This is a genomic window from Stenotrophomonas sp. NRRL B-14846, from assembly GCF_050473585.1.
Lineage (GTDB): Bacteria > Pseudomonadota > Gammaproteobacteria > Xanthomonadales > Xanthomonadaceae > Stenotrophomonas.
In genome coordinates, this window is sequence record NZ_JBFLUN010000022.1 from 2,052,077 (window position 1) to 2,073,640 (window position 21,564).

General features: G+C 67.7%; 21 protein-coding genes. 10 read left to right on the forward strand and 11 right to left on the reverse strand.

Annotated features, from left to right (window positions below):
- Positions 1 to 175: 175 nt before the first annotated feature.
- Positions 176 to 982, reverse strand: a complete 807-nt coding sequence (locus tag AB1281_RS11730) for an FHA domain-containing protein (protein ID WP_430345994.1) — start codon at positions 980 to 982, stop codon at positions 176 to 178.
- 125 nt (positions 983 to 1,107) lie between these two features.
- Here AB1281_RS11730 and AB1281_RS11735 point away from each other — a divergent pair, with 125 nt between their 5' ends.
- From AB1281_RS11735 to AB1281_RS11745, 3 genes are all read left to right on the forward strand, one after another.
- Complete coding sequence (locus AB1281_RS11735) at positions 1,108 to 1,383, forward strand: polyhydroxyalkanoic acid system family protein (protein ID WP_005417302.1); 276 nt, start codon at positions 1,108 to 1,110, stop codon at positions 1,381 to 1,383.
- Positions 1,384 to 1,463: 80 nt separating this feature from the next.
- Positions 1,464 to 1,955 carry a phasin family protein gene (locus AB1281_RS11740; RefSeq protein WP_014037692.1) on the forward strand — a complete coding sequence of 164 codons (492 nt, stop codon included), beginning with the start codon at positions 1,464 to 1,466 and terminating at the stop codon, positions 1,953 to 1,955.
- A 236-nt stretch (positions 1,956 to 2,191) separates the two neighbouring features.
- Complete coding sequence (locus tag AB1281_RS11745) at positions 2,192 to 3,196, forward strand: restriction endonuclease (protein ID WP_430345995.1); 1,005 nt, start codon at positions 2,192 to 2,194, stop codon at positions 3,194 to 3,196.
- 102 nt (positions 3,197 to 3,298) lie between these two features.
- Here the strand turns inward: AB1281_RS11745 and hutC are convergent, their stop codons facing one another.
- Together hutC and AB1281_RS11755 are read right to left on the reverse strand one after the other, a co-directional pair.
- A complete protein-coding gene (hutC, locus tag AB1281_RS11750) occupies positions 3,299 to 4,027 on the reverse strand; it encodes a histidine utilization repressor (RefSeq protein ID WP_188485246.1) in 729 nt (242 codons plus the stop codon).
- A gap of 28 nt (positions 4,028 to 4,055) precedes the next feature.
- A complete protein-coding gene (locus tag AB1281_RS11755; protein ID WP_430345996.1) occupies positions 4,056 to 5,426 on the reverse strand; it encodes a formimidoylglutamate deiminase in 1,371 nt (456 codons plus the stop codon).
- A gap of 67 nt (positions 5,427 to 5,493) precedes the next feature.
- On the opposite strand from AB1281_RS11755, the gene hutI reads away from it, so the two are divergent.
- From hutI to AB1281_RS11785, 6 genes are all read left to right on the forward strand, one after another.
- Positions 5,494 to 6,717, forward strand: a complete 1,224-nt coding sequence (gene hutI / locus AB1281_RS11760) for an imidazolonepropionase (RefSeq protein WP_430345997.1) — start codon at positions 5,494 to 5,496, stop codon at positions 6,715 to 6,717.
- A complete protein-coding gene (gene hutH / locus AB1281_RS11765; protein ID WP_430345998.1) occupies positions 6,714 to 8,255 on the forward strand; it encodes a histidine ammonia-lyase in 1,542 nt (513 codons plus the stop codon). The genes hutI and hutH overlap by 4 nt, the downstream gene beginning before the upstream one ends.
- Positions 8,252 to 9,106: an N-formylglutamate deformylase gene (hutG, locus tag AB1281_RS11770; protein WP_075677475.1), complete on the forward strand. Its 855-nt coding sequence runs from the start codon at positions 8,252 to 8,254 to the stop codon at positions 9,104 to 9,106. The genes hutH and hutG overlap by 4 nt, the downstream gene beginning before the upstream one ends.
- Positions 9,103 to 10,770 (forward strand): urocanate hydratase, encoded by a 1,668-nt coding sequence (gene hutU, locus AB1281_RS11775; RefSeq protein WP_430345999.1) that lies wholly within the window; start codon positions 9,103 to 9,105, stop codon positions 10,768 to 10,770. The genes hutG and hutU overlap by 4 nt, the downstream gene beginning before the upstream one ends.
- Before the next feature lie 149 nt (positions 10,771 to 10,919).
- Complete coding sequence (locus AB1281_RS11780; protein WP_430346000.1) at positions 10,920 to 12,356, forward strand: serine hydrolase domain-containing protein; 1,437 nt, start codon at positions 10,920 to 10,922, stop codon at positions 12,354 to 12,356.
- Between the two features lie 225 nt (positions 12,357 to 12,581).
- Positions 12,582 to 14,690 carry a TonB-dependent receptor family protein gene (locus AB1281_RS11785; protein ID WP_430346001.1) on the forward strand — a complete coding sequence of 703 codons (2,109 nt, stop codon included), beginning with the start codon at positions 12,582 to 12,584 and terminating at the stop codon, positions 14,688 to 14,690.
- A gap of 46 nt (positions 14,691 to 14,736) precedes the next feature.
- Here the strand turns inward: AB1281_RS11785 and AB1281_RS11790 are convergent, their stop codons facing one another.
- The 6 genes from AB1281_RS11790 to AB1281_RS11815 form a co-directional block, all read right to left on the reverse strand.
- A complete protein-coding gene (locus tag AB1281_RS11790; protein WP_430346002.1) occupies positions 14,737 to 15,255 on the reverse strand; it encodes a hypothetical protein in 519 nt (172 codons plus the stop codon).
- Between the two features lie 13 nt (positions 15,256 to 15,268).
- Complete coding sequence (locus AB1281_RS11795) at positions 15,269 to 16,147, reverse strand: hypothetical protein (protein WP_430346003.1); 879 nt, start codon at positions 16,145 to 16,147, stop codon at positions 15,269 to 15,271.
- Entirely contained in the window at positions 16,147 to 16,992 is an 846-nt protein-coding gene (locus AB1281_RS11800) for an energy transducer TonB (protein WP_430346004.1), read from the reverse strand. The genes AB1281_RS11795 and AB1281_RS11800 overlap by 1 nt, the downstream gene beginning before the upstream one ends.
- A gap of 52 nt (positions 16,993 to 17,044) precedes the next feature.
- Positions 17,045 to 17,818: a hypothetical protein gene (locus AB1281_RS11805; protein ID WP_430346005.1), complete on the reverse strand. Its 774-nt coding sequence runs from the start codon at positions 17,816 to 17,818 to the stop codon at positions 17,045 to 17,047.
- 153 nt (positions 17,819 to 17,971) lie between these two features.
- Entirely contained in the window at positions 17,972 to 18,355 is a 384-nt protein-coding gene (locus AB1281_RS11810) for a nuclear transport factor 2 family protein (protein WP_430346006.1), read from the reverse strand.
- A gap of 53 nt (positions 18,356 to 18,408) precedes the next feature.
- Positions 18,409 to 18,984: a TetR/AcrR family transcriptional regulator gene (locus AB1281_RS11815; protein WP_430346007.1), complete on the reverse strand. Its 576-nt coding sequence runs from the start codon at positions 18,982 to 18,984 to the stop codon at positions 18,409 to 18,411.
- 69 nt (positions 18,985 to 19,053) lie between these two features.
- Between AB1281_RS11815 and AB1281_RS11820 the strand changes: the two genes are divergently transcribed.
- Entirely contained in the window at positions 19,054 to 19,599 is a 546-nt protein-coding gene (locus AB1281_RS11820; protein ID WP_430346008.1) for a thioesterase family protein, read from the forward strand.
- 3 nt (positions 19,600 to 19,602) lie between these two features.
- On the opposite strand, the gene AB1281_RS11825 is transcribed toward AB1281_RS11820, so the two are convergent.
- Both AB1281_RS11825 and AB1281_RS11830 read right to left on the reverse strand, forming a co-directional pair.
- On the reverse strand, positions 19,603 to 20,325 hold the full coding sequence (locus AB1281_RS11825; RefSeq protein ID WP_430346009.1) for a hypothetical protein: 723 nt from the start codon (positions 20,323 to 20,325) through the stop codon (positions 19,603 to 19,605).
- Positions 20,326 to 20,392: 67 nt separating this feature from the next.
- Positions 20,393 to 21,523, reverse strand: a complete 1,131-nt coding sequence (locus AB1281_RS11830) for an agmatine deiminase family protein (RefSeq protein WP_430346010.1) — start codon at positions 21,521 to 21,523, stop codon at positions 20,393 to 20,395.
- Between the last annotated feature and the right edge of the window lie 41 nt (positions 21,524 to 21,564).

Genomic DNA, 21,564 nt, shown 5'->3' on the forward strand with positions numbered 1-21,564 from the left:
ACCCCTAGTATGCCGCAGTGCACCAGCCTTGCGGCCTAGTGCGGCAAGGGAAATTTGGTTTCATTGGAATCCATTCGCGACGCGACCGGGTAGTGCCGGCCGCTGGCCGGCACCCCCAGGGATACGGGGCGGCAACTGCCGGCCAGCGGCCGGCACTACCGTCACCGCGCGACCGTCAGCGCGCGCCGAACCACAGCAGCAGGCTGAGCAGTGCGGCCAGCAGCAGCGCACTCGCCAGCAGCCACGGCCAGCGCCGGACCCTGCGCGGCGCGGCCGGCAGCACCGGCGCCTGCTCGGCCTCGTGGCTGGCGTCGTCCTCGGCGGGCAGCGGCCGCCGGCGCGGATCATGCGGCACTTCCAGCACGAACCGGTGCTGGCCATCGAACACCACCTGGTCGCCGGCCTGCAGCCAGCAGTGGCGCACGGCCACGCCGTTGACCCGAGTGCCGTCGGCACTGCCCAGATCGCGCAGCAGCACGCGCTCGCCGTGCACTTCCACGCGGGCATGCTGTTCGGCGAAGGCCGGGTCATCGATGGCGATGTCGGCGTCGTTGCCGCGGCCGATCAGGCGGGCCCGCGACAGGGTATAGCTGCGCCCGTGGTGCAGCCCGCCGACGCCACGCAGCAGCCGCTGCTGCTCATCGGAGCCATCGTCGTTTTTCGGTGCGGGCGCCTGCAGCAGGCTCTCGACTTCGCCCTGCAGGACCATTTCCACGCCATCCACGTACACCGCATCGCCTGCACGCAGCAGGGCCATCCGGCGTACCGGGCGGCCATTCACGTGGATGCCGCGGATACCGTTACCGACCTGCAGCCAGAGGCCACGGTCATCCATGCAGAACTGCGCCAGCAGCAGAGCGCCGTTGCCGGCATCGCCGAGCCGCACACTGCCGTTGGCCTGGCGCACGATGCGCTGCACCCCGGGCCGCAGGGGCTGGTCGGGCTGTTGTTGTTGACTGAAGTGAACAAGCAGGTTCTGCACGCGGCGCAGCCTAGCAGGTTGGCCGCCAACGAAGAAGAACCTGCGATGAGTGCTTGGCGCGGCGGCCCGCGATGCGCACAATGCTCGCCCTCTTTGATCATCCCCGCCCTGCGCCAGGAGCCTGCATGTCCACCATCGATGTCCGCCACGCCCACGCCCTGCCCGACGCACAGGCGCGCGCCGCGATCGAACAGGTCGCTGCCAAGCTGTCCGAGCGCTTCGGCCTGAAATCGTCCTGGACCGCCGACGTCCTGAACTTCTCCGGCAGCGGCGTGGACGGTGCGATCGAACTGCAGCCGGGCGCCGTGCGCGTGACCGCCAAGCTGGGGTTCCTGCTGTCGGCGATGAAGGGCATGGTCGAAGGCGAGATCCAGCGCGTGCTGAAGGAAAAGCTGGGCTGAACCCCGGCGGCGGCCGTCACGGCCGTGCAACGCCAACGCGCGCTACTCTCGGGGCAGGCCCAACTCCCACGGGAAGTGCGATGAACCACTACGAGAACGACGACCGCCGCAACGACGACGCCTCTTTCGGTGACCAGGCCGAGCGCTTCTCGCGCAAGCTCAGCGATTCGGCGCAACAGGTCTGGCTGGCCGGGCTGGGCGCCCTGGGCCGCGCACAGGCTGAAGGCAGCCGCTTCTTCGATGGCCTGGTGAAGGAAGGCGAAGCCTGGGAGGCCCGCCGCCGTGAGCGCAATGGCGAACAGGGCCCGGGCTGGCGTGACAACGTCGAAACGTCGCTGGACGAGGCCCGCGAGAAAGCCTCCGGCACCTGGAACAAGGTCGAGAAGGCCTTTGATGACCAGGTGCAGGGCGTGCTCAAGCGCCTGCATGTCCCCACCGCTGACGAAGTGACCGCGCTGGAGGCCCGCATCGATGCCCTGCATGCGCGCCTGGCCAAGCTGGAAACCCGCGCCGCGTCCGGTACCGACGCCCCTGCACCGGGCAGCCATCAATCGCCGGACAGCGTGCCCTGAGTTCAATTGTTGCAATGCAATAAAAATTGATTGACAATCGCGAGCAACCCGCCAATCGCTTCGGCTGCCGTTTGTTCCCTCCCCTCACGGCTTCAGGATTGGCGGGTTTTTCGTGCCCGCCGTGCGCCGATCTGCGCGCTCCATCACGCTTCCTGTCAGGAACATCCTGACCCAGCCGGGCACCGCGACCTTTACACTGTCGTTCTCCGCTTTCGCCCCTTCCGCCCTACTCCTGCATGCTCCCTTGGATCCTGGCCCTGCTGTCGGCCCTGCTTACCTGTTCCCTGGCCGTTGTCTATCTGTGGTGGATCAAGCGGCGGCAGAAGGAGATGCAACTCGGCCTGCAGGCTCTGGCCGGCATGCACTGGCGCGAATTCTCGGTACTGGTCAAGCGCATGCTGCGCGAACAGCGTGGCCTGCGTGAGCTGATCGATCCGACCGAAGATGCCCGCGAGCCGAGCAGCGACTTCCTGCTCAGCGATGGTCCCAATCAATGGCTGGTGTCGTGCAAGCATGGCCTGGCCTATCGCATCGGCACCGCCGCAGTGAACGAGCTGGGTGCGGCCGCGCGCCTGGCCGGGGCCAAGGGCGGCGTGCTGCTGACCGAAGGCCGTATCGAGCGCGACGGCCGTGGCGCCGCCGAGAAGCAGGCCGTTGAGGTGCTGGACGGCCCCCGCCTGTGGCCGCTGCTGCAGCCCTACCTCCCCGGCGATATTGAAGCGCGCGTGCGTGCCAGCGCCCGGCATGAGGCGCTGCGCCGCATTGCCATCGCCGCACTGGGTTCGGTCACGCTGGGGCTGCTGGTCGGCCTGGGCCTGCAGGGCCTGCATGTGGAAGAGGCCGCGCCGGTTGCTGCGGCGCCGGTGGTGGCAACGCCCTCGGCCGCGCCTGCCGCCGAACCTGCCCCGATCGAAGCCGTCCCTACCGCCGCCCCCGCTCCCACGACTGCCGTCGCCCCGGCGACCGACGCGCGCAGCAACCCCAACCCGGATGCCGCCACGCTGGAGCGCTTCCAGGCCGATCTGGCCCGCGCACTGGCTGGCAAGCCCGGCATCGCCAGCGGCGTCTGGCTGACCCGGCAGACGCTGGCAATCAACCGCACCGGCGAGCTGGAAGCGGTGTGGCCGCGCGTCTGCGAGGAAGTGCTGCACTACCCTGCCCTGCGCAACGTGCGCATCCAGCTCAACGCCCGCCCCGGCGTGGATGAGCCGGTGCGCTGGCGGCAGTGCGCTACGTATTGATCAGGCGGCATCCACGCATGGCGTGGATCTACCAGGGGTTCACACCCATCGCGTAATCCAAGCGAGGCTTCGGTAGATCCACGCCATGCGTGGATACGGCGCTTACCGCGCGCCCGGCGCGAAGCGCGCGACCAGGTCCCAGGCGTCGCCGAGGAACACCTGGCGCACGCGGGTAATGGGCTGCTCACCGCGCCAGGTCAGGCGCTCGATCACCAGGCAGGCGGTGCCGGGCTTCACGTCCAGCAGTTTGGCGGTGGCGGTGTCCGCGCCCCAGGCACTGATGCGGTGCTGGGCACGGGTCCACGAGACATTCTGCAGCAGCCAGCTGCCCGGCGCGGTGGTACTGAAATCGACCTCCAGCACCTCGGGCACGCCCACCGGGCTGATCAGGCGGTGCTCCAGCGCCAACGGACGGCCATCGGCCAGGTGCAGGCAACGCATCGCCAGCAGCATTTCGCTGCCGGCCAGCTCGACTTCGCCAGCATTGCCGGCATCGGCCAGGCGCAGTTCGCGCTGCAGCAGGCGATACGCGTACTGATGGCCGCGCGAGCCGACTTCCATCGCGATGTCGGGAATCTCCAGCGCCACCTGCTCCAGGTGCGGGGGTTGCCGCGCCACGAACGAACCCGCGCGGCGGCGGCGCTCGATCATGCCGCTCTCGGCCAGCGCGGTCAGCACCTTGTTCACGGTCATCCGCGAGCAGCCGTACTGCTCCATCAGCTCGTGCTCGTACGGAATTCGGAAGCCCGGCGCCCACTCTCCGCTGAGGATGCGGCTTTCCAGATCGCTGCGGATACGCTGGTTGAGCGTGGCGGACTTGCTGGCCTTCACGTAATGGGGTCTCGGTGGCGGGAGGCGATCAGCCCAGCACGCCGCGCAGGGCGGCAGCGAAGGCGCTGTTGATCGCCTCGCGCTGCAGGTGGCGGCCGTCGGCCACGCACTGGCGGCCATGGCGCCAGACCGATCGCAGCGCGCCATTACGTGCGGCGAACACCCAGCTGTCAAGCCATGCGTCGTCCTGTCGCGCCTGCAGCGCGGGATGCGCAGCATCCAGCTCAACCAGATCGGCACTGGCGCCCACCTGCAGCCCGGCGGCCACGCCCAACGCCTGTGCGCCGCCCTGCAATGCACCTTCGAACAGGAAGCGGCCGGTGCTGCGGGTGGCATCCGGGGCCAGCACGTTGCGACCGCGCAGGGTCAGGCGCTGGCCGTATTCGAGCAGGCGCAGTTCTTCGGCAGCGTCGATCAATACATTGGAATCGGAGCCGACACCGAAGCGACCGCCTTCGCGCGCGAACGCCTGCATCGGGAACAGGCCGTCGCCCAGGTTGGCTTCGGTGATCGGGCACAGGCCGGCCACGGCCCGGCTGGCCACGATGGCCGCGCGCTCGTCATCGGTGATGTGGGTGGCATGCACCAGGCACCAGCGCGCATCCACCGGCGCATGGCTGTACAACCACTGCACCGGACGCTGGCCGCTCCAGGCCAGGCAGGCCTCCACTTCGCGCACCTGTTCGGCGATGTGGATGTGCACCGGGCCGTCGGTCAGCGGCAGCAACGCACTCAGTTCCTCGCCGGTGACCGCACGCAGGCTGTGCGGTGCGATGCCGAGCACCGCATCGGGCAGCGCGGCCAATGACGGCTTGGCGGCATCCAACAGCTGCGCGAAGCCGTCCACGTCGTGGATCAAGCGACGCTGCGCGGGATTCGGCGCCGCACCGCCAAAGTCGGCATGGGCATAGAACACCGGCAACAGGGTCAGGCCGATGCCGGTCTGTTCGGCCGCCGCCGCAACCCGCGCACTCATCTCGGCGCGGTTGGCATACGACCGACCGTCGGCGTCGTGGTGCAGGTAGTGGAACTCACCGACGCGGGTGAAGCCGCTTTCCAGCATTTCCATGTAGGCCTGGGCGGCGATGGCCTGCACCGCTTCCGGGCGCAGATGGGCCAGGAAGCGATACATCAGCTCGCGCCAGCTCCAGAAGCTGTCACCGTCGCCGCCGCCGATCTCGGTCAGCCCGGCCATGCCGCGCTGGAAGGCATGGCTGTGCAGATTGGGCAGGCCCGGCACCAGGATGCCGACGCGAGTGTCGCCGGCCTGGGCGCCCTGCCCCGTGTGGATCGCCGTGATGCGACCGTCCTGCACCTGCAGGCGGACATCGCGGGCCCAGCCGTCGGCCAGCAGGGCGTGGGCGGCATGGAAACGGTGCGGGGAACGCGAATCGGACATGGCTGGACAACCCGAAATGGACGCCTATATTGTATAGACATATAAGCACAGCCGCGTTGTGGATGCCATGCACGTCGATACCCTCTGGTCCAACGTCCACCTGATCACCCTCGATGGCGAGGGGCTGGGTGTCATCCGCGATGGCGTACTGGCCTGCGCCGAGGGCCGCATCGTCCATGTCGGCCCAGCCGGCAGCGATGCCCACCTGCAGCCGACCACCCGCATCGACGGCGAAGGCCGCTGGATTTCGCCCGGCCTGATCGACTGCCATACCCACCTGGTCTACGCCGGCAACCGCGCCAACGAATTCGAGCAGCGCCTGCAGGGCGTCAGCTATGCCGAGATCGCCCGTGCCGGCGGCGGCATCGTCTCCACTGTGCGCGCCACCCGCGCCGCCACGCCGGAACAGCTGGCCCGCGAAAGCCGCCCACGGTTGCTGGCGATGCGCGCCGAGGGCGTGACCACCCTCGAGATCAAGTCCGGCTACGGCCTGACCCTGCCCGACGAACGCAAGCAGCTGCAGGTGGCGCGTGCGCTGGGCGAGGAATGTCGGGTCAACGTGGTGACCACCTTCCTCGGCGCACACGCGATTCCGCCGGGCCGCGAAGCACAGGAATACACCGACGAGGTGTGCAACGTGATGATTCCGGCCATCGCCGCCGAAGGCCTGGCCGAAGCGGTGGATGTGTTCTGCGAGAACATCGCCTTCTCGCCGGCGCAGGCGCGGCAGGTCTTCGAAGCGGCGCGCGCCAACGGGCTGGCGGTGAAGATCCACGCCGAGCAGCTGAGCAACCAGCATGGCGCCGAACTGGCCGCCAGCTTCGGTGCACTGTCGGCCGACCATATCGAACATCTGGACGATGCCGGCATTGCCGCGATGGCGGCGGCCGGCACCGTCGCCGTGCTGCTGCCCGGTGCCTTCTATTTCACCCGCGATACCACTCGGCCGCCGATTGCGGCGCTGCGCGCGGCCGGCGTGCCACTGGCGCTGGCCACCGACAGCAACCCCGGCACCTCACCACTGACCAGCCCGCTGCTGGCGATGAACATGGGCGCCACCCTGTTCCGCCTGACCGTGGACGAGTGCATCGCCGGCTTCACCCGTGAAGCGGCGCGCGCACTGGGCCATGGCGACCGAATCGGCCGCCTGGCCGTGGGCCTGGACTGCGACCTGGCGATCTGGGACATCGACGCCCCCGCCGACCTGGTCTATCGCATTGGATTCAACCCGCTGCACGCGCGCGTGGTGCGCGGACAGCCCGACCTGCCTGCCTCCTGGAGCAACACATGAGCAACACCCTGGTTCTTCGCCCCGGCCATGTCACTCTCGCCCAGTGGCGGCAGGTCTATCGCGGTGCGCCGCTTGCACTGGACCCGGCCGCGCTGCCGGTGGTGCGCGCCAGTGCGGCGGCCGTCGCCGCGATCGTCGCCAAGGGCGCGCCGGTGTATGGCATCAACACCGGCTTCGGCAAGCTGGCCAGCGTGCGCATCGAGCGCGAAGACCTGGCTACCCTGCAGCGGAACATCGTGCTCTCGCATGCTGCCGGTGTGGGCGAGCCGATGCCGGCCAGCGTAGTGCGCCTGATGATGGCGCTGAAGCTGGTCAGCCTGGCGCAGGGTGCTTCGGGCATCCGCGAGGAGACCCTGCTGTTGCTGGAAGCGATGCTGGTCAAGGGCGTGCTGCCGGTGGTGCCCGCGCAGGGCTCGGTGGGTGCCTCGGGTGACCTGGCACCGCTCTCGCACCTGGCCAGCGTGATGCTCGGCGTGGGTGAGGCCTTCATCGGTGACGAACGCCTGCCGGCAACTGATGCACTGGCACGCGCGGGGTTGCAGCCGATCGAACTGGGTGCAAAGGAAGGCCTGGCGCTGCTCAACGGCACCCAGTTCTCCACCGCCTATGCGCTGGCCGGCCTGTTCGAGATCGAGACGGTGTTCCAGGCCGCGCTGGTCACTGGTGCGCTGTCGGTGGAAGCGGCCAAGGGTTCCGACACGCCGTTCGACCCGCGCATCCACGCCATCCGCGGCCAGCGTGGGCAGATCGCCACTGCGGCCGCGCTGCGCACGCTGATGCAGGGCTCGGACATCCGCGAATCGCACCGCGACAACGACGTGCGCGTGCAGGACCCGTACTGCCTGCGCTGCCAGCCGCAGGTGATGGGCGCAGCGCTGGACATCCTGCGCCAGGCTGCGACCACGCTGGAAATCGAAGCCAACGGCGTGTCCGACAATCCGCTGGTATTCACCGATACCGGCGAGGCACTGTCAGGCGGCAACTTCCACGCCGAGCCGGTGGCCTTCGCTGCCGACATGCTGGCGATGGCGGTGTGCGAGATCGGCTCGATCAGCGAGCGCCGCCTGGCGATGCTGGTGGACCCGGCGCTGTCCGGCCTGCCGGCGTTCCTGACCCCGCGCCCGGGCCTGAACTCCGGCTTCATGATCCCGCAGGTGACGGCGGCCGCGCTGGTTTCGGAAAACAAGCAGCGCGCCTACCCGGCCAGTGTCGATTCGATTCCGACCTCGGCCAACCAGGAAGACCATGTGTCGATGGCCGCGCACGGTGCACGCCGCCTGATGCAGATGGCCGAGAACGCCGCCAACGTGATCGGCATCGAGCTGCTGGCCGCTGCGCAGGGCTGCGACTTCCACGCCCCGCTGCGCTCCAGTGCCGCGCTGGAAGCCGTGCGCGCCACCCTGCGTACGCAGGTGCCGACGCTGGAAGAAGACCGCTACTTCCATCCCGACATGGTGACCGCCACGAACCTGGTGCGCAGTGGCGCGCTGGCGCAGGGCCTGACCGATCTGTTGCCGACTGTGGAACCACAGGCATGAAGACCCATCCCGAATGGCTGACGGTGCACGAAGGCGATGCCCCGTTGATCGTCAGCTTCCCGCATACCGGCAGCGAGCTGCCGCACGACCTGATCGGCGACTACCACTCGCCATGGCTGGCCCGTCGCGACGCCGACTGGTGGGTGCACGAACTGTACGATTTCGTGCGCGGCATGGGCGCGACCACGGTGCGCTCGGCGATCTCGCGCTCGGTGATCGACCTCAACCGCGATCCCAGCGGCGTGTCGCTGTACCCCGGCCAGAACACCACCGGCCTGTGCCCGCTGACCACCTTCGACAACCAGCCGCTGTACCACGCCGGCCGCGAACCGGATGACGCGGAAATCGCCCGTCGCCGCGACACGTATTTCCTTCCCTACCACGATGCGCTGGCCGCACAGATCACGCGCCTGCGTGCGAAGTTCGGCACTGTCGTGGTGTATGACGCGCATTCGATCCGCTCGCATATCCCGCACCTGTTCGACGGCGAGCTGCCGCAGTTCAACCTGGGCACCGCCGGCCCCTCCGGTGCACCGGATACCTCCTGCGACAACGCCTTGAGCGATGTGGTGGAGAACCTGCTGAAGATCAGTGGCATGAGCCAGGTGCGCAACGGGCGCTTCAAGGGCGGCTGGATCACCCGCCACTACAGCAACGTGGCCGGCGGCGTGCACAGCCTGCAGATGGAACTTGCCTGCCGCGGCTACATGCACGAACCCCTGCCGGACCAGGTGGACGAACACAGCTGGCCCACCCCGCTCGACCCCGACCACGCCGCACCGCTGCGCCACACCCTGGCGCAGGTGCTCAATGCCTGCCTTGAATTCGCAACGAACCGGAGCGCCGCATGACCCGCAACGACCCGTCCCGCACCATTGCCGCGCCGACCGGCACCACGCTGAACGCCAAGAGCTGGCTGACCGAAGCGCCGCTGCGCATGCTGATGAACAACCTGCACCCGGACGTGGCCGAACGGCCGCAGGAACTGGTGGTGTACGGCGGCATCGGCCGCGCTGCGCGCGACTGGGAAAGCTTCGATGCGATCGTCGAAACCCTCAAGCGCCTGGACGACGACCAGACCCTGCTGGTGCAGTCGGGCAAGCCGGTGGGCGTGTTCCGCACCCACGTCGATGCGCCGCGCGTGCTGATCGCCAATTCCAACCTGGTGCCGCGCTGGGCCAACTGGGACCACTTCAACGAGCTGGATAAAAAGGGCCTGGCCATGTACGGCCAGATGACCGCAGGCAGCTGGATCTACATCGGCGCGCAGGGCATCGTGCAGGGCACCTACGAGACCTTCGTGGAGATGGGACGCCAGCACTTCGGTGGCGACCTGACCGGGAAGTGGCTGTTCACCGGCGGCCTCGGCGGCATGGGCGGCGCGCAGCCGCTGGCCGCCGTGATGGCCGGCGCCTCGTGCCTGGCCGTCGAGTGCCGGAAGAGCAGCATCGACATGCGCCTGCGCACCGGCTACCTGGATACCTGGACCGACAATCTGGACGAAGCGCTGCGCCTGATCGACGAATCGTGCAAGGCCGGTACGCCGAAGTCGGTGGGCCTGCTCGGCAACGTTGCCGATGTGCTGGCCGAACTGCTCAAGCGCGGCGTGAAGCCGGACCTGCTGACCGATCAGACCTCCGCGCACGATCCGGTGAACGGCTACCTGCCGCAGGGCTGGACGGTCGAACAGTGGGATGAGAAACGTGTCTCCGCGCCCAAGGAAGTGGAGAAAGCCGCGCGCGCGTCGATGGCCAACCACATCCGCGCCATGCTCGGCTTCCACGCGCTGGGCGTGCCGACCGTGGACTACGGCAACAACCTGCGGCAGATGGCACTGGAAGAAGGCGTGGAGAACGCGTTCGACTTCCCCGGTTTCGTACCGGCCTACATCCGCCCGCTGTTCTGCCGCGGCATCGGCCCGTTCCGCTGGGCCGCACTGAGCGGCGACCCGGAAGACATCGCCAAGACCGATGCCAAGGTGAAGGAACTGATTCCGGACAACCCGCACCTGCACCGCTGGCTGGACATGGCTGCCGAGAAGATCAAGTTCCAGGGCCTGCCGGCGCGCATCTGCTGGGTCGGTCTGGGCGACCGCGATCGCCTGGGCCTGGCCTTCAACGAAATGGTGGCCAACGGTGAACTGAAGGCACCGGTGGTGATTGGTCGCGACCATCTGGATTCAGGCAGCGTGGCGTCGCCAAACCGCGAAACCGAAGCGATGGCCGATGGTTCCGATGCCGTGTCCGACTGGCCGCTGCTGAACGCCCTGCTCAACACCGCCAGCGGCGCGACGTGGGTGTCGCTGCACCACGGCGGTGGCGTCGGCATGGGCTTCTCGCAGCACGCCGGCATGGTGATCGTCTGCGACGGCACCGAAGCGGCGGCGAAGCGGATTGGCCGCGTGCTGTGGAACGACCCGGCCACCGGCGTGATGCGCCATGCCGATGCAGGCTATGAGATCGCGATTGATTGCGCGAAGGAAAAGGGGCTGGATCTGCCGGGCATCCTGGGCTGATCGCGGGGTTGCCGGCCAGCGGCCGGCACTACCGGAAACGCAGGGTAGTGCCGGCCGCTGGCCGGCTCTCCCTGATGCGGGAATCGGTGCCCTTGACCCGCTCTTCCGCCGTGAGCAACATGCGCCATCACCGCTGATGGAACACCGCGATGTACCGCACCCTTGCTGCCGCATTGCTCTGCGCCCTCTTCGCCGTTCCGATCGCTTCGGCGCTTGAGTCCCCTAGTGATCTTTCCAATCAGCTCGACACCCAGCTGCAGGCCAACCGCGAACGCTACGGCATCGCCGGCCAGGCGGTACTGGTCGCACACAATGGCCAAGTGTTTTATCAGGGCGCCAGCGGCGAGCGCGATCCCGCTGCCCATGCACCGGCCACTGTCGATACCATCTTCGCCGCGCAATCGATGGCCAAGCTGCTGACCAGCACGCTGGTGATGCAACTGGTGGACCAGGGCAAGGTGGATCTGGACGCGCCGGCCAGCCGTTATGTTCCGAACCTTCCGGCTGCTTGGCAGGCAATCCACGTGCGCGATTTCATCAACCACAGCTCGGGTATCGGCGAGTACTACGACCGGGTGGACAACCGCTGGGTGAGCAAGGGCTACACCGGTGTGGCGCCCGACCTTGCAGCTGCGCTGAAGGTGGCTGCGGCGGCGCCGATGCAGTTCGCCACCGGCAGCCGCGTGCAGTACACGCAGGCCAACTACCTGGTACTGACGGCGTTGCTGGAAGCGCATTACCGCAAGCCCTACCCGGCCATTGCACGCGAACGTATCCTGCAGCCGCTGAAGATGACCCGCACTTCATGGGGAGCAGCCAGCGTGCCGGTGCAGCGCGCAGCGGTGCCGTACATCGGCAAGGACGGCCAGCTGCAGCCAGCGAACGAAGACCCCTGGCCGGACTACGGTTGGGGCCACGCCGACCTGCAGACCACCGTGGGCGACATGAACCGGTTCCTGCAGGCGCTGGCGACCGGCAAGCTGCTGCGCACGTCCACGCTGGAAACGCTCTGGCAGCCACAGAAGCTGAGCGGCGGCGGCAGCAACTTCTTCTCCACGGGCTGGGACACCACCCGCAGCGACGGCTACACCCAGGTCGGCCACGATGGCGGCACCCGCGTGCGTGCGCGACTGGCGTACAAGGGCACGCTGGCCAGCGGCTACTGGGTGTTCGTGTACCTGACCAACGGCAGCGCCCGCAATGTCTGGTCGAGCACGCTGGTCGAGAGCACGATGGCGGTAGCCGCGCCGGAGGAGTTTCCGCATGCGGTATTGTCCGAGCGACTGATCGCGTATGCGCTGGATGACAGCGCTGGCGCGGCCGAAGCAGTGCATCGCTGGCTGCGCGACAGCAACAAGGTTGCTGCCAGTGAACTGGAACGCGCGATCAATGCCGATGGTTACGCGATCCGCGAGAGCCTCGGGGCGCGCAAGGCAGTGAAGGTGTTCGCGCTCAACACCGAGCTGTATCCGGATTCGGCCAATGCCTGGGACAGCCTGGCGGAATGCCATGCGGCGCTGGGTGAGAAGGAAGCGGCTGATCGGCTGTATGCAAAGGCCAAGGCGCTGGCGAAGCCTGCTCCGTAGAGTCGAGCCATGCTCGACTCCGGCGCAGAAAAGCAGTCGAGCATGGCTCGACTCTACAGAAGGCGAAAAGCAGTCGAGCATGGCTCGACTCTACAGAAGGCGAAAAGCAGCCGAGCATGGGCTCGGCTCTATAAAGGTCGCGTGGCCCATACGCGGGCGATGGGTGACGTAGCGGCGTCGACCTGTTAACTTGCGCGCCACTTTCGTGGTTTACAGCATTCCAGCATGTCGCTCTCGCCGTACCGCCCCACCCCGTCGCTGTTGTTCCTGGCCGTTTCCCTCGGCCTTTCCTCCACCGCCGCCGCGGCCCCGCAAGCCACCACGCTGGATGCGGTGCAGGTCACCGCCGCCGATGCCAGCGTCCAGGCGCGCGAGGCGCTGAAGCGCGTACCCGGCGCCAGCAACGTCATCGACGTGGCCAAGGCGGACAGCCGGCTGTCCAGCAGTGCCGATGTGCTGGCCTACCAGCCGGGCATCAGCGCGCAGTCGCCGGGCAACGAAGGCACCAAGATTTCGATCCGTGGCTCAGGCATCAACCGGGGCCCCGGCGCGCATGCCTCGGGTATTGCGGTGTCGATCGACGGCCTGCCACTGACCGGCCCGGGCGGCACGCCCTACGAACTGCTGGAACCACTGTGGCTGTCGCGCGTGGAAGTCCTGCGCGGCGCCAACGGTTTCGAGCGTGGCGCGCTGGCACTGGGCGGTGCCATCGACTACATCAGCCGCAGCGGCCGTGATTCGGCAGGCGTGCAGCTGCACTACGAAGCCGGCAGCCGTGGCTACCAGAGGCGCGGCATCAGCTGGGGCGGCGTCAGTGGCGATGTCGATTACTTCCTGGCCTACACCGATACCGAGTTCGACGGTTATCAGCGCCATGCGCGCGGCGACGGCAAGGGGGCGATGGCCAACATCGGCTGGCAGATCACGCCCGACCTGCAGACGCGCTTCTTCGTGCGCTACCGCGAAACCAACCACGAAACACCCGGTCGCCTGACCCGCGACCAGATCCGCAACGACCCGCATGCGGCCAACCCGGCCAACCTGGCCATCGATGCACGTCGCCCGCAGCCCGGCAGCACGTGGGTGGGCAACGTCACCACACTGCAGATCGATGAGGATTCCTCGCTGCAGGCGGGACTGGTCTATCACAAGTACCCGATGGACTTGAACGAGAGCCTGTACCGCCAGCAGCTGGACTACGCCAACCTCAACGCCACGCTGGACTACCGCCACCGCCACCGGCTGTTCGGCCTGGACAGCGAAACCGCGGTTGGCCTGCGCGTCACCCATGACCTGGATGCCGACGTGCGCGAGTCGCTGCGCTTTGCCAGCAACGGCTACGCTGCCGGCACGCGCACGCGTGACTTCCGCCACCACGGCACCGACAGCACGCTGCACGTCAGCAATACCCTCGCCTTCAATGACCGCCTGCGCATGCAGACCGGGCTGGCACTGATCAACACCCGTCGCGATGTACAGGTGACCTGGCCGAGCAGCGGCGGCCGCCTGCGCGACCACGACTGGGACTACGCGCCGCGACTGGGCTTCACCTGGCAGCACAGCGCGCAGACCCAGTGGTTCGGCAACCTCAGCCGTTCGGTGGAGGCGCCGCACCCGTGGTCGATGATCTGGGGCTCGAACCAGTACTTCGGGCCGGGCAATGGCCCGTCCAGCGGCCGCCAGCGCGCGCCGGTGCCGATGCAGAACCAGACGGCCACCACGCTGGAACTGGGTGCGCGCGGTGACGCGGCGCTGGGTCGCTGGGAACTGACCGGCTACTACGCACACGTGAACCACGAACTGCTGAGCGTCGAGCTGCAACCGGTGCCGAACCTGTTCATCGCCGAGAACAACGCCAGCCCCACCGTTCACCGCGGTATCGAAGCCGGATTGGACAGCACGCTGTGGCAGGCTGCACCGGGCCGCCTGTCGCTGCGCCAGGCCTATACCTTCAGCGACTTCCGCTATCGCCACGATGCGCGTTTCGGCAGCAACCGCCTGCCCGGCCTGCCGCGCCACGCCTACCAGGCCGAGCTGCGCTTCGATCACGCCTCCGGCCTGTACGCTGCGCTCAATACCGAATACGCCTCGCGCATCGCCGTCGACTACGCCAACAGCTACTGGGCCGACAGCCGTGTGATCTTCGGCAGCCGCATCGGCTACGACGCACCCGGTGGCCGCTGGCAGGCCTGGGCGGAGATGCGCAACATCGGAAATCGCCACTACGCCGCCACGGTCACGCCGGGCTACGACGACGCCGGCAAGGATGTCGCGCGCTCGACCCCGGGCGAAGGCCGTGGCGTCTATGCGGGCGTGCGCTGGCGCTTTGACTGATTGCCGCAGGCGGCGCCGGGTGTGACCCGGCGCCGCCATTCCAGGGTCAGCCGATACGCCACGCCGGCAGGCGCTCGCTGCGCTTCCAGATGGAAGGCGCGAAGCCGATCAGCACCAGTGCCGCCAGCCACTTCGGCGACGTACTCAGCAGCGTCGAACCGAGCGAGCCGTCGCCGGGTGCGAGCTGCTCCTGCCAGGGGTTGTAACCCAGGTAGAGGATGCTGCCAGCCCACCACAGCAACGCTGCGCCAATGCCCACCAGCAGCAGGGCCAGCGTGCGGCAGGTCCAGCGCTGCGAGGTGCTGCCCCATTCCCGGGATGCCGCGATCAGCAGGCCCACCACCAGCAGCGACACCAGTGCCACCAGGCCGATATCGACCTTCGGTCCAATGCGCTCATAGGCGCAGGCGCGGCATTGCGCCTCTTCCGCGGCAGTGGCGGCTTCGGCGCCATCGGCCTGCCCGGCTGCGGGCTGCGCCAGTGCTGCAAACGGCAACAACATCGCCAGCAGCGTCATCATGATCCAACGAAACAACGTCCTGTTCCTGCGTGCAGCGACATCCATGCGCTCTTCCTCGTCAGTGGTTGTACGTCCAGGGCCGCAGTATGCGGCCGTCCCATGCGCCGCCCAGACCCCGTTCCGGGGGTTCGGCTATCCAGCGTCCTTGTTCCCGATGCAGTACGACAAGCTCCCGGTAGACGAAATCGTCGGAACACGAAGCCCAGGCGACTGCGATCATAGCCCACTGCCCATCGACGCTGAAAACGGGCCGGGTCAGATAGGCGAAGTGGTCGTATGTCCGAGCCGGCCCATGCACCGTTGCCCTGCACCCCTGCTCCCGCAGCGCTCGAAGCCCCGCGCCGTCCATCCGCTGCGCACCGGCCAATGCGGCCGCAGGCACTGGCGTGGGACGGCGATTGGCGGGAACCAGGTCCGCCTGCAGCTGCAACCGCAGCGCATGGATGTCCGGCGGCCACCGGTCGTCCAGCGGCAGGACCAGATCGTCCACCTCCTGGCAGGTGGAGGCACTGCTACCCGGCCAGCAATAGGGCAAGGTCTGCTCCATCACGTAGATGTCCTCCCCCACCGGGTCGGTCAACTGCGGCTGTTCCTGCGGGCGCCATTGATCGACGCGCGTGGACGGTGTCTGCGGTGCGGTGGGCACCTCGCTCAGCGACGATGGCAGCGCTGGCGTTGGCTGCGGCTCTGGCGGGGGTGGAAGGAGGAATGGCGGCCTCTGCCGGATCGCCAGCGCCATCGCCATCGCCTCAGCCTGCATCTGCACCGTTCCCAGGTTGATCGGTGGCGGACCGATCTCCTGCCGCCACCTCGGGCGCAGGCTGCAGATTCCGGCCATGAGAGCCAAAGCCGACAGCGCCGCCGCCAGCGATGCAATGCGTCGCCAGGCGATCCGCTGTTGGCAGTCACGGTCTGGCTTGAACGAGGTATCTGTCATCACGACTCCGGCAACGCGGGCCACAGGCCGTGTCCAAAGCCCGTATAGCGGACAGGCTCCACTCGAATACGCTCCCATCCGCCCTTCCTGCGGTGCAGGAGGTAGAGGACGCGCATCGCCGTTCCTCCACTGCACAGATCCGAGGCGATCGATGCCATTGCCCAGTTCCCGTCCAGGCTGAACACAGGACGCTGCAGATAGACAACGCCCAGATCCGGATTGCCCGGTCCCCCCATGCATCCCTCGATACCGCGCGCACGCCGTCGCTGAAGCTCGTCCCGCGTCATCCGTTGCGCCCGCACATGCGCAAGCTCAAACGCGAGGTCGGGTACCCGTACAGCCCGGCGGTTCGCAACCTGCAGCATCGCCTCCAGATGCTGCTGCAGTTGAAAGGATGCCGCGCTGTCATCATCGCGCCATTCGACGATGCTGTGACGCACCTGGCAGACCGGGGCGGCTTCTCCTTCGCCGCAGGACGGCACTGTCCAGTCCATCACTGCAAATGGCGTGTCAGGCTCCCAGCTGCGCGGCTCGAAGCGTGCAGGCCCGACGTCTTGCAGTGGCACCTCCGCGGTCGCGAACCCACCGTTGCCGGTCAGCATCGAGGAGGAGACTGCCTTCATTGGAATCGGTGGTACCGGCGGCTTTCCTGGCGGTAATGGTCGCAGGTCGATGAGCTTTGCCATCACCTCGGCCTGCATCTGTGCAGTTCCCAGGTTGATCGGCGGCGGGCCGGCGTCCTGCCGCCACTGCGGGCCCACACTGGCCATCAGCACTGCGCCCGCAGCCACGAACAGGACGACCGCTGTCGTCAGGATGCGCTTCCGTGCAATGCGCTGTCGCATGGAGCTCCTGGAATAAATGAAGCAGGTTGGGATATCGGCCGGAAACGTGGCGCTACAGCGCTTGAATGACCTGCAGCAGATGGCTCGCACCTGGCGCGAGTTCCTGCGCGAGCCAGCCCAGCATCGCGAAGAACAGCAGCAGCCCGAGCAGCGGCCAGATCGTATGCGACACGCATACCCGCCACCACCCTTGCTGCTGCATGCCCTGCATGCGCCGGTACAGGCCTCCGGCGATGGCCGCGTCCACCAGCAGTTCAGCCATCAGCACCGGCGCCGACCACACCACCCACACGCTGGCCAGCAGGACGGTCGCCACCAGCGCGACGAGGCCGAGGATGGCCAGCAACGGCAGGCCCGCTTCATCTTCGGCCAGCCGGGTCAACGGCAGCTCTCCCGCATCGCCACCACCGGCCGGCACGTTCCACGATGCCGATGCACCACCACCGCCGGAACGCCCGCCAGCGCCGCTCCACAGGGATTCCATGGCACTACCGCGCGGCGATGCGCCACTACCGCCTGCATCCGGCGACAGCCCATCCAGCACGTTGTCCCAACGCCAGCGGATCCAGACCCACATCAGCAGCAGGAACACGCCATAGGCCAGGAGCACGGCCATCGGGTAGCGAAGCAGCATCGCGTCGATGCCGGCCAGGCGCAGCAGATGCGAGGCAAGGAAACCGGCCGCACCGGTCAAGGCCACGATCAGCGCCATCTGCAGGCGCGGCCAGCCGCGCTGCTGAAGGTGCCGGCGCGCGCGCACGACTTCGCTGCCGTGGTTCATCGGCAATTTCAGCGGGCTGCGTGAAAAGTGGCGCGAACGCTTCATGCAGCCGCCAGCGGGCGGGAGGCATGGCGGCCGGGAACGTCGGGAACCTGATACTGCATGCGGACATCCTTGCCGGGCACGCGTAAGCGGTGATGGGCGGATTCTACCGCGGGCAGGTCCGCTGTCCAGACGGCGGACCTATGCGGCCGTCCCTCAGCTGCGGTCGATGATCCGCACGATGCGACCGCCCTCAAAAGCAAACTCGCTGCGTCCCCGCAGTGCCAGTTCCGTGCCCGCACTGGGACCATCGGGAATGTCCTGCGCGAACACGCCACGCCAGCCGATGCTGGCCAGCGCCACGTCGTCCTTGAAGGTCAGCTCGAGCAACTGCTGCTCACGCTCGAGGAACATCTGCGCCGATTGCCGTGCCAGTTCGCCGAAGGCATCGATGCCTTCGGTGACCATCGTCAGCTGGCCATCACTGTGGTTCTCGAAGCGCACGTTGTGCGCCAGCACCGCCAGCATGGCGTCGACGTCGAAGCGGTTGTAGGCCTGCAGGTAGTGCTCGATCAACTGACGGCGGAGCGGATCGTCCATGGCGGCATCCAGTCGTGGGCTGCTGGCGAGTCTCGCCTGCCAGCACCGGTCCATCAAGGCCGCGCGGCAGCCTTCAGCAGCTGCGCGGCCACCTGGTCGAACGGGGCGATGTCCTGCAGCGCGCGGCACATCGCCACCGCACCTTCCACGCTGGCGATCACCAGGCTGGCCAGTTCACCCGCCGCCGCCGGGGCATGCCCTTCGGCGACGAACGCCGTGGCAAGGTGGCCCTGCCAGCGCGCGAACACCTCGGCAGCCGCCGCGCGGGCTTGGCTGGGCGTCGCCTCCACCGGTTCCTCCACGGCAGCGGCCAGCACCGGGCAGCCGGCGCGGAAACCGGTGCGCAGCAGGCGCTCGCGCCACAGCGCCAGGAACTGCTGCAGGCCCTGTACTGCCCCATCCTTCAACAGCTCCACCAGCAGCGCCTCCACCTTGTCGCCGGCCATGTGGGTGGCGCGCGCCAGCAGCTCCTGTTTGCCGCCGGGAAAGTGGTGGTAGGTGGAACCCAGCGGCGCCTCGGCCAGCTTCGTCACTTCGCGGATGCTGGTGGCATTGAGACCCACGCGCGCCAGCATCTGTGCCGCAGCATCCATCACGCGTTGAGGCGCATCAGAGGGTCGCGGGCTCACGGCAGGCTCCTTGCTAAGACAGTCGTCATAGATTAGCGTACCGGCCGTTCTATAACAGTCGTCATAGCCATGAATCTCTGGTTCCGCCTGCTCCATCTGCTGCTGTGCAGCCTGTTCCGGCCGAAGCTGGAGGCCCCGTTCGGGGTCTCGCGGCTGCAGTTCCGGGTACTGCCCAATGACCTGGACAGCAACCTGCACATGACCAACGGCCGCTACTGGAACATCTTCGACCTGGGCCGGCTGGACCTGATCCTGCGCATGGGCCTGGGCCGGGTGGCGCTGCGCGAGAAGTGGGCACCGATCGTTGGTGCCGGCACCATCCAGTTCCGCCGCGAGCTCAAACCGTTCCAGCGCTTCACCCTGGAGACGCGACTGGTTGGCTGGGTCGGCTCGCGCGGCATCATGGAGCAGCGCGTGCTGGTCGGTGCCGAGCAGAAGATTGCCACGCGCGCGCTGCTGGTCACCGGCATCTACGACCGCCGCGCGCGCCAGTTCCTCGGCATGCCGAAAATGATGGAAGCGATCGGCGTGGTCGCCCCGCCGTCGCCGCCGCTCAGTGCAGCCGCCGAAGCGCTGCTGGCCGCCGATGTGGCGTTGAAGCAGGACGACGCCTGAGCCTCAGGGAGCCGCCATCGGCATCGTGGGCTGTCCGCGCGATACGACCTGGGTACGCCCTCCCACGTGCAGCACGTACTCGAATGACTGCCGCATGCGGCTGTACGCGCCACCATCCGGTACGCCGTAGTTGGCGCCCACGCTGAGGGTATGCCGTCCCGGCGGCAACGGCTTGAGCATCACCCAATACCCATCGGCGGCAGCCAGCCGAGAGTGTTCGTCATCGGCATCCATGCGGAAGCAGCCTTCGCTGCGGACCCGATGCCTGCGCATGTCGCCCAATGGCTGGCCGTCCAGCAGCACCACCGCACTGATCAGGTAATCGTTGTTGACCGCCGCCCCGGCCTGCAGCTCCTTGCAGGACACACGCTCATCCACCTGGTAGTGCGCCATGTTGATGATCGGTAGTAACAGGTACTTGCCAGCCGGCACCACGCATTCGCGATGTGGCCGGAAACGGCCATTGGTGCCGGCCAGGTTCCAGACCGGGCCTTCCTGGCCCAGATCACACACACGGCCATCCGGGTCGAGATAGGGCGCGCCCCCCTGGCCATCGGCCCACCGCCACCACCGCGCGGTCCATTCGGCCAACGAAACGCCGCCCACTGGTTCACGCGTCAGCGGCGAAGGCGCCGCCGTGTCCGCACCGAACACCGGCACGGCGGCCAGCAGCACTGCCATCGTAGCGCCGCCACGGCGCAGCCACCCCTGGATTCCCTTCCGCATCACCCGCTCCATCGTCCCTGGCGGCCACGCTGCGTAGCCGGCTACCGCGCCACTCTACCGTGACGGACTACACCTTCGGCATGTTCTTGGTCACGCAATGGATGCCGCCACCGCCGCCCGCGATCGCGTCGATATCCACCTGTTCGATCACGCGCCCCGGATACATGTCTTCCAGCAGTTCACGGCAGAAGCCATCGGCTGCATCGTCACCGAACTGCGGCGCGACCACGGCGCCGTTGATCGGCAGGTAGTTGATGTAACCCATGGCCAGATCGTCGTTGTCGCGGGTATGTACGTTGTCGCGCCCGTCCAGCGGCGGCGGCAGTGTGTGCACCTGCAGGCGGCGGCCATCGGCATCCGTGGCCCCGCGCAGGATCTGCAGGTGTTCGCGGGTCAGATCGTAGTCGTAGGACTCCGGATCATTGTCCAGGTTGGCGATCACCACGCCCGGCCGCACGAAGCGCGCATAGAAATCCACGTGCGCATCGGTGATGTCCTTGCCGGCGATGCCGGGCAGCCAGATCACCTTGCGCAGGCCGAGGTGGTGCTTCAGCTCGGCCTCGATATCGGCGCGCGACCCGTCCGGATTGCGGTTGCGGTTGACCCAGCAGCTCTCGGTGAGGATCGCGGTACCGTGGCCATCGACTTCGATGCCACCGCCCTCGCCCACCAGATCGCTTTCCAGCAGCGTCGCACCCGTCACCTGTGCCAGCCAGGGCGCCACCGCGCCATCGTTGCGCGCGCTCTGCTTGCCGCCCCAGCCGTTGAAGTTGAAGTCGACCAGGCCCAGCCCGCCCTGGCCATCGGTGACGAAGCACCCGCCGTAGTCGCGCACCCAGATGTCATCCAGCGGCACCTCGAGGAACTCGATGTTGTCGCGGCCGCAGCGGTCCTGCGCCTGCTTCAACTGCGCCGGGCGGCACAGCACGCTGACCGGCTGGTGGCGGGCGATGGTACGGGCCAGGCGGGCCACGGCGGCGTTCACCGCATCGGCCTGCGCGCCCCACACCCGCGGCTGCGCGGCGAAGGCCAGGAAAACGCGTTCCTGTGGGCCGTGCTCGTCCGGCATGCGCCAAGTCCCCGCACCTGGCCCTGCTGCGGATACGCGACCCGGCAGCCCGGCCAGGCCGAGCGCGGCCAAGCCGCCAAGGCCGGCGGCGCCCGCCAGTTGGGTGAGGAAGTGACGACGGTTGGTCATGACAGGCTCCATGGCCGGTGTGGGATGGGCGCTATGCTGCG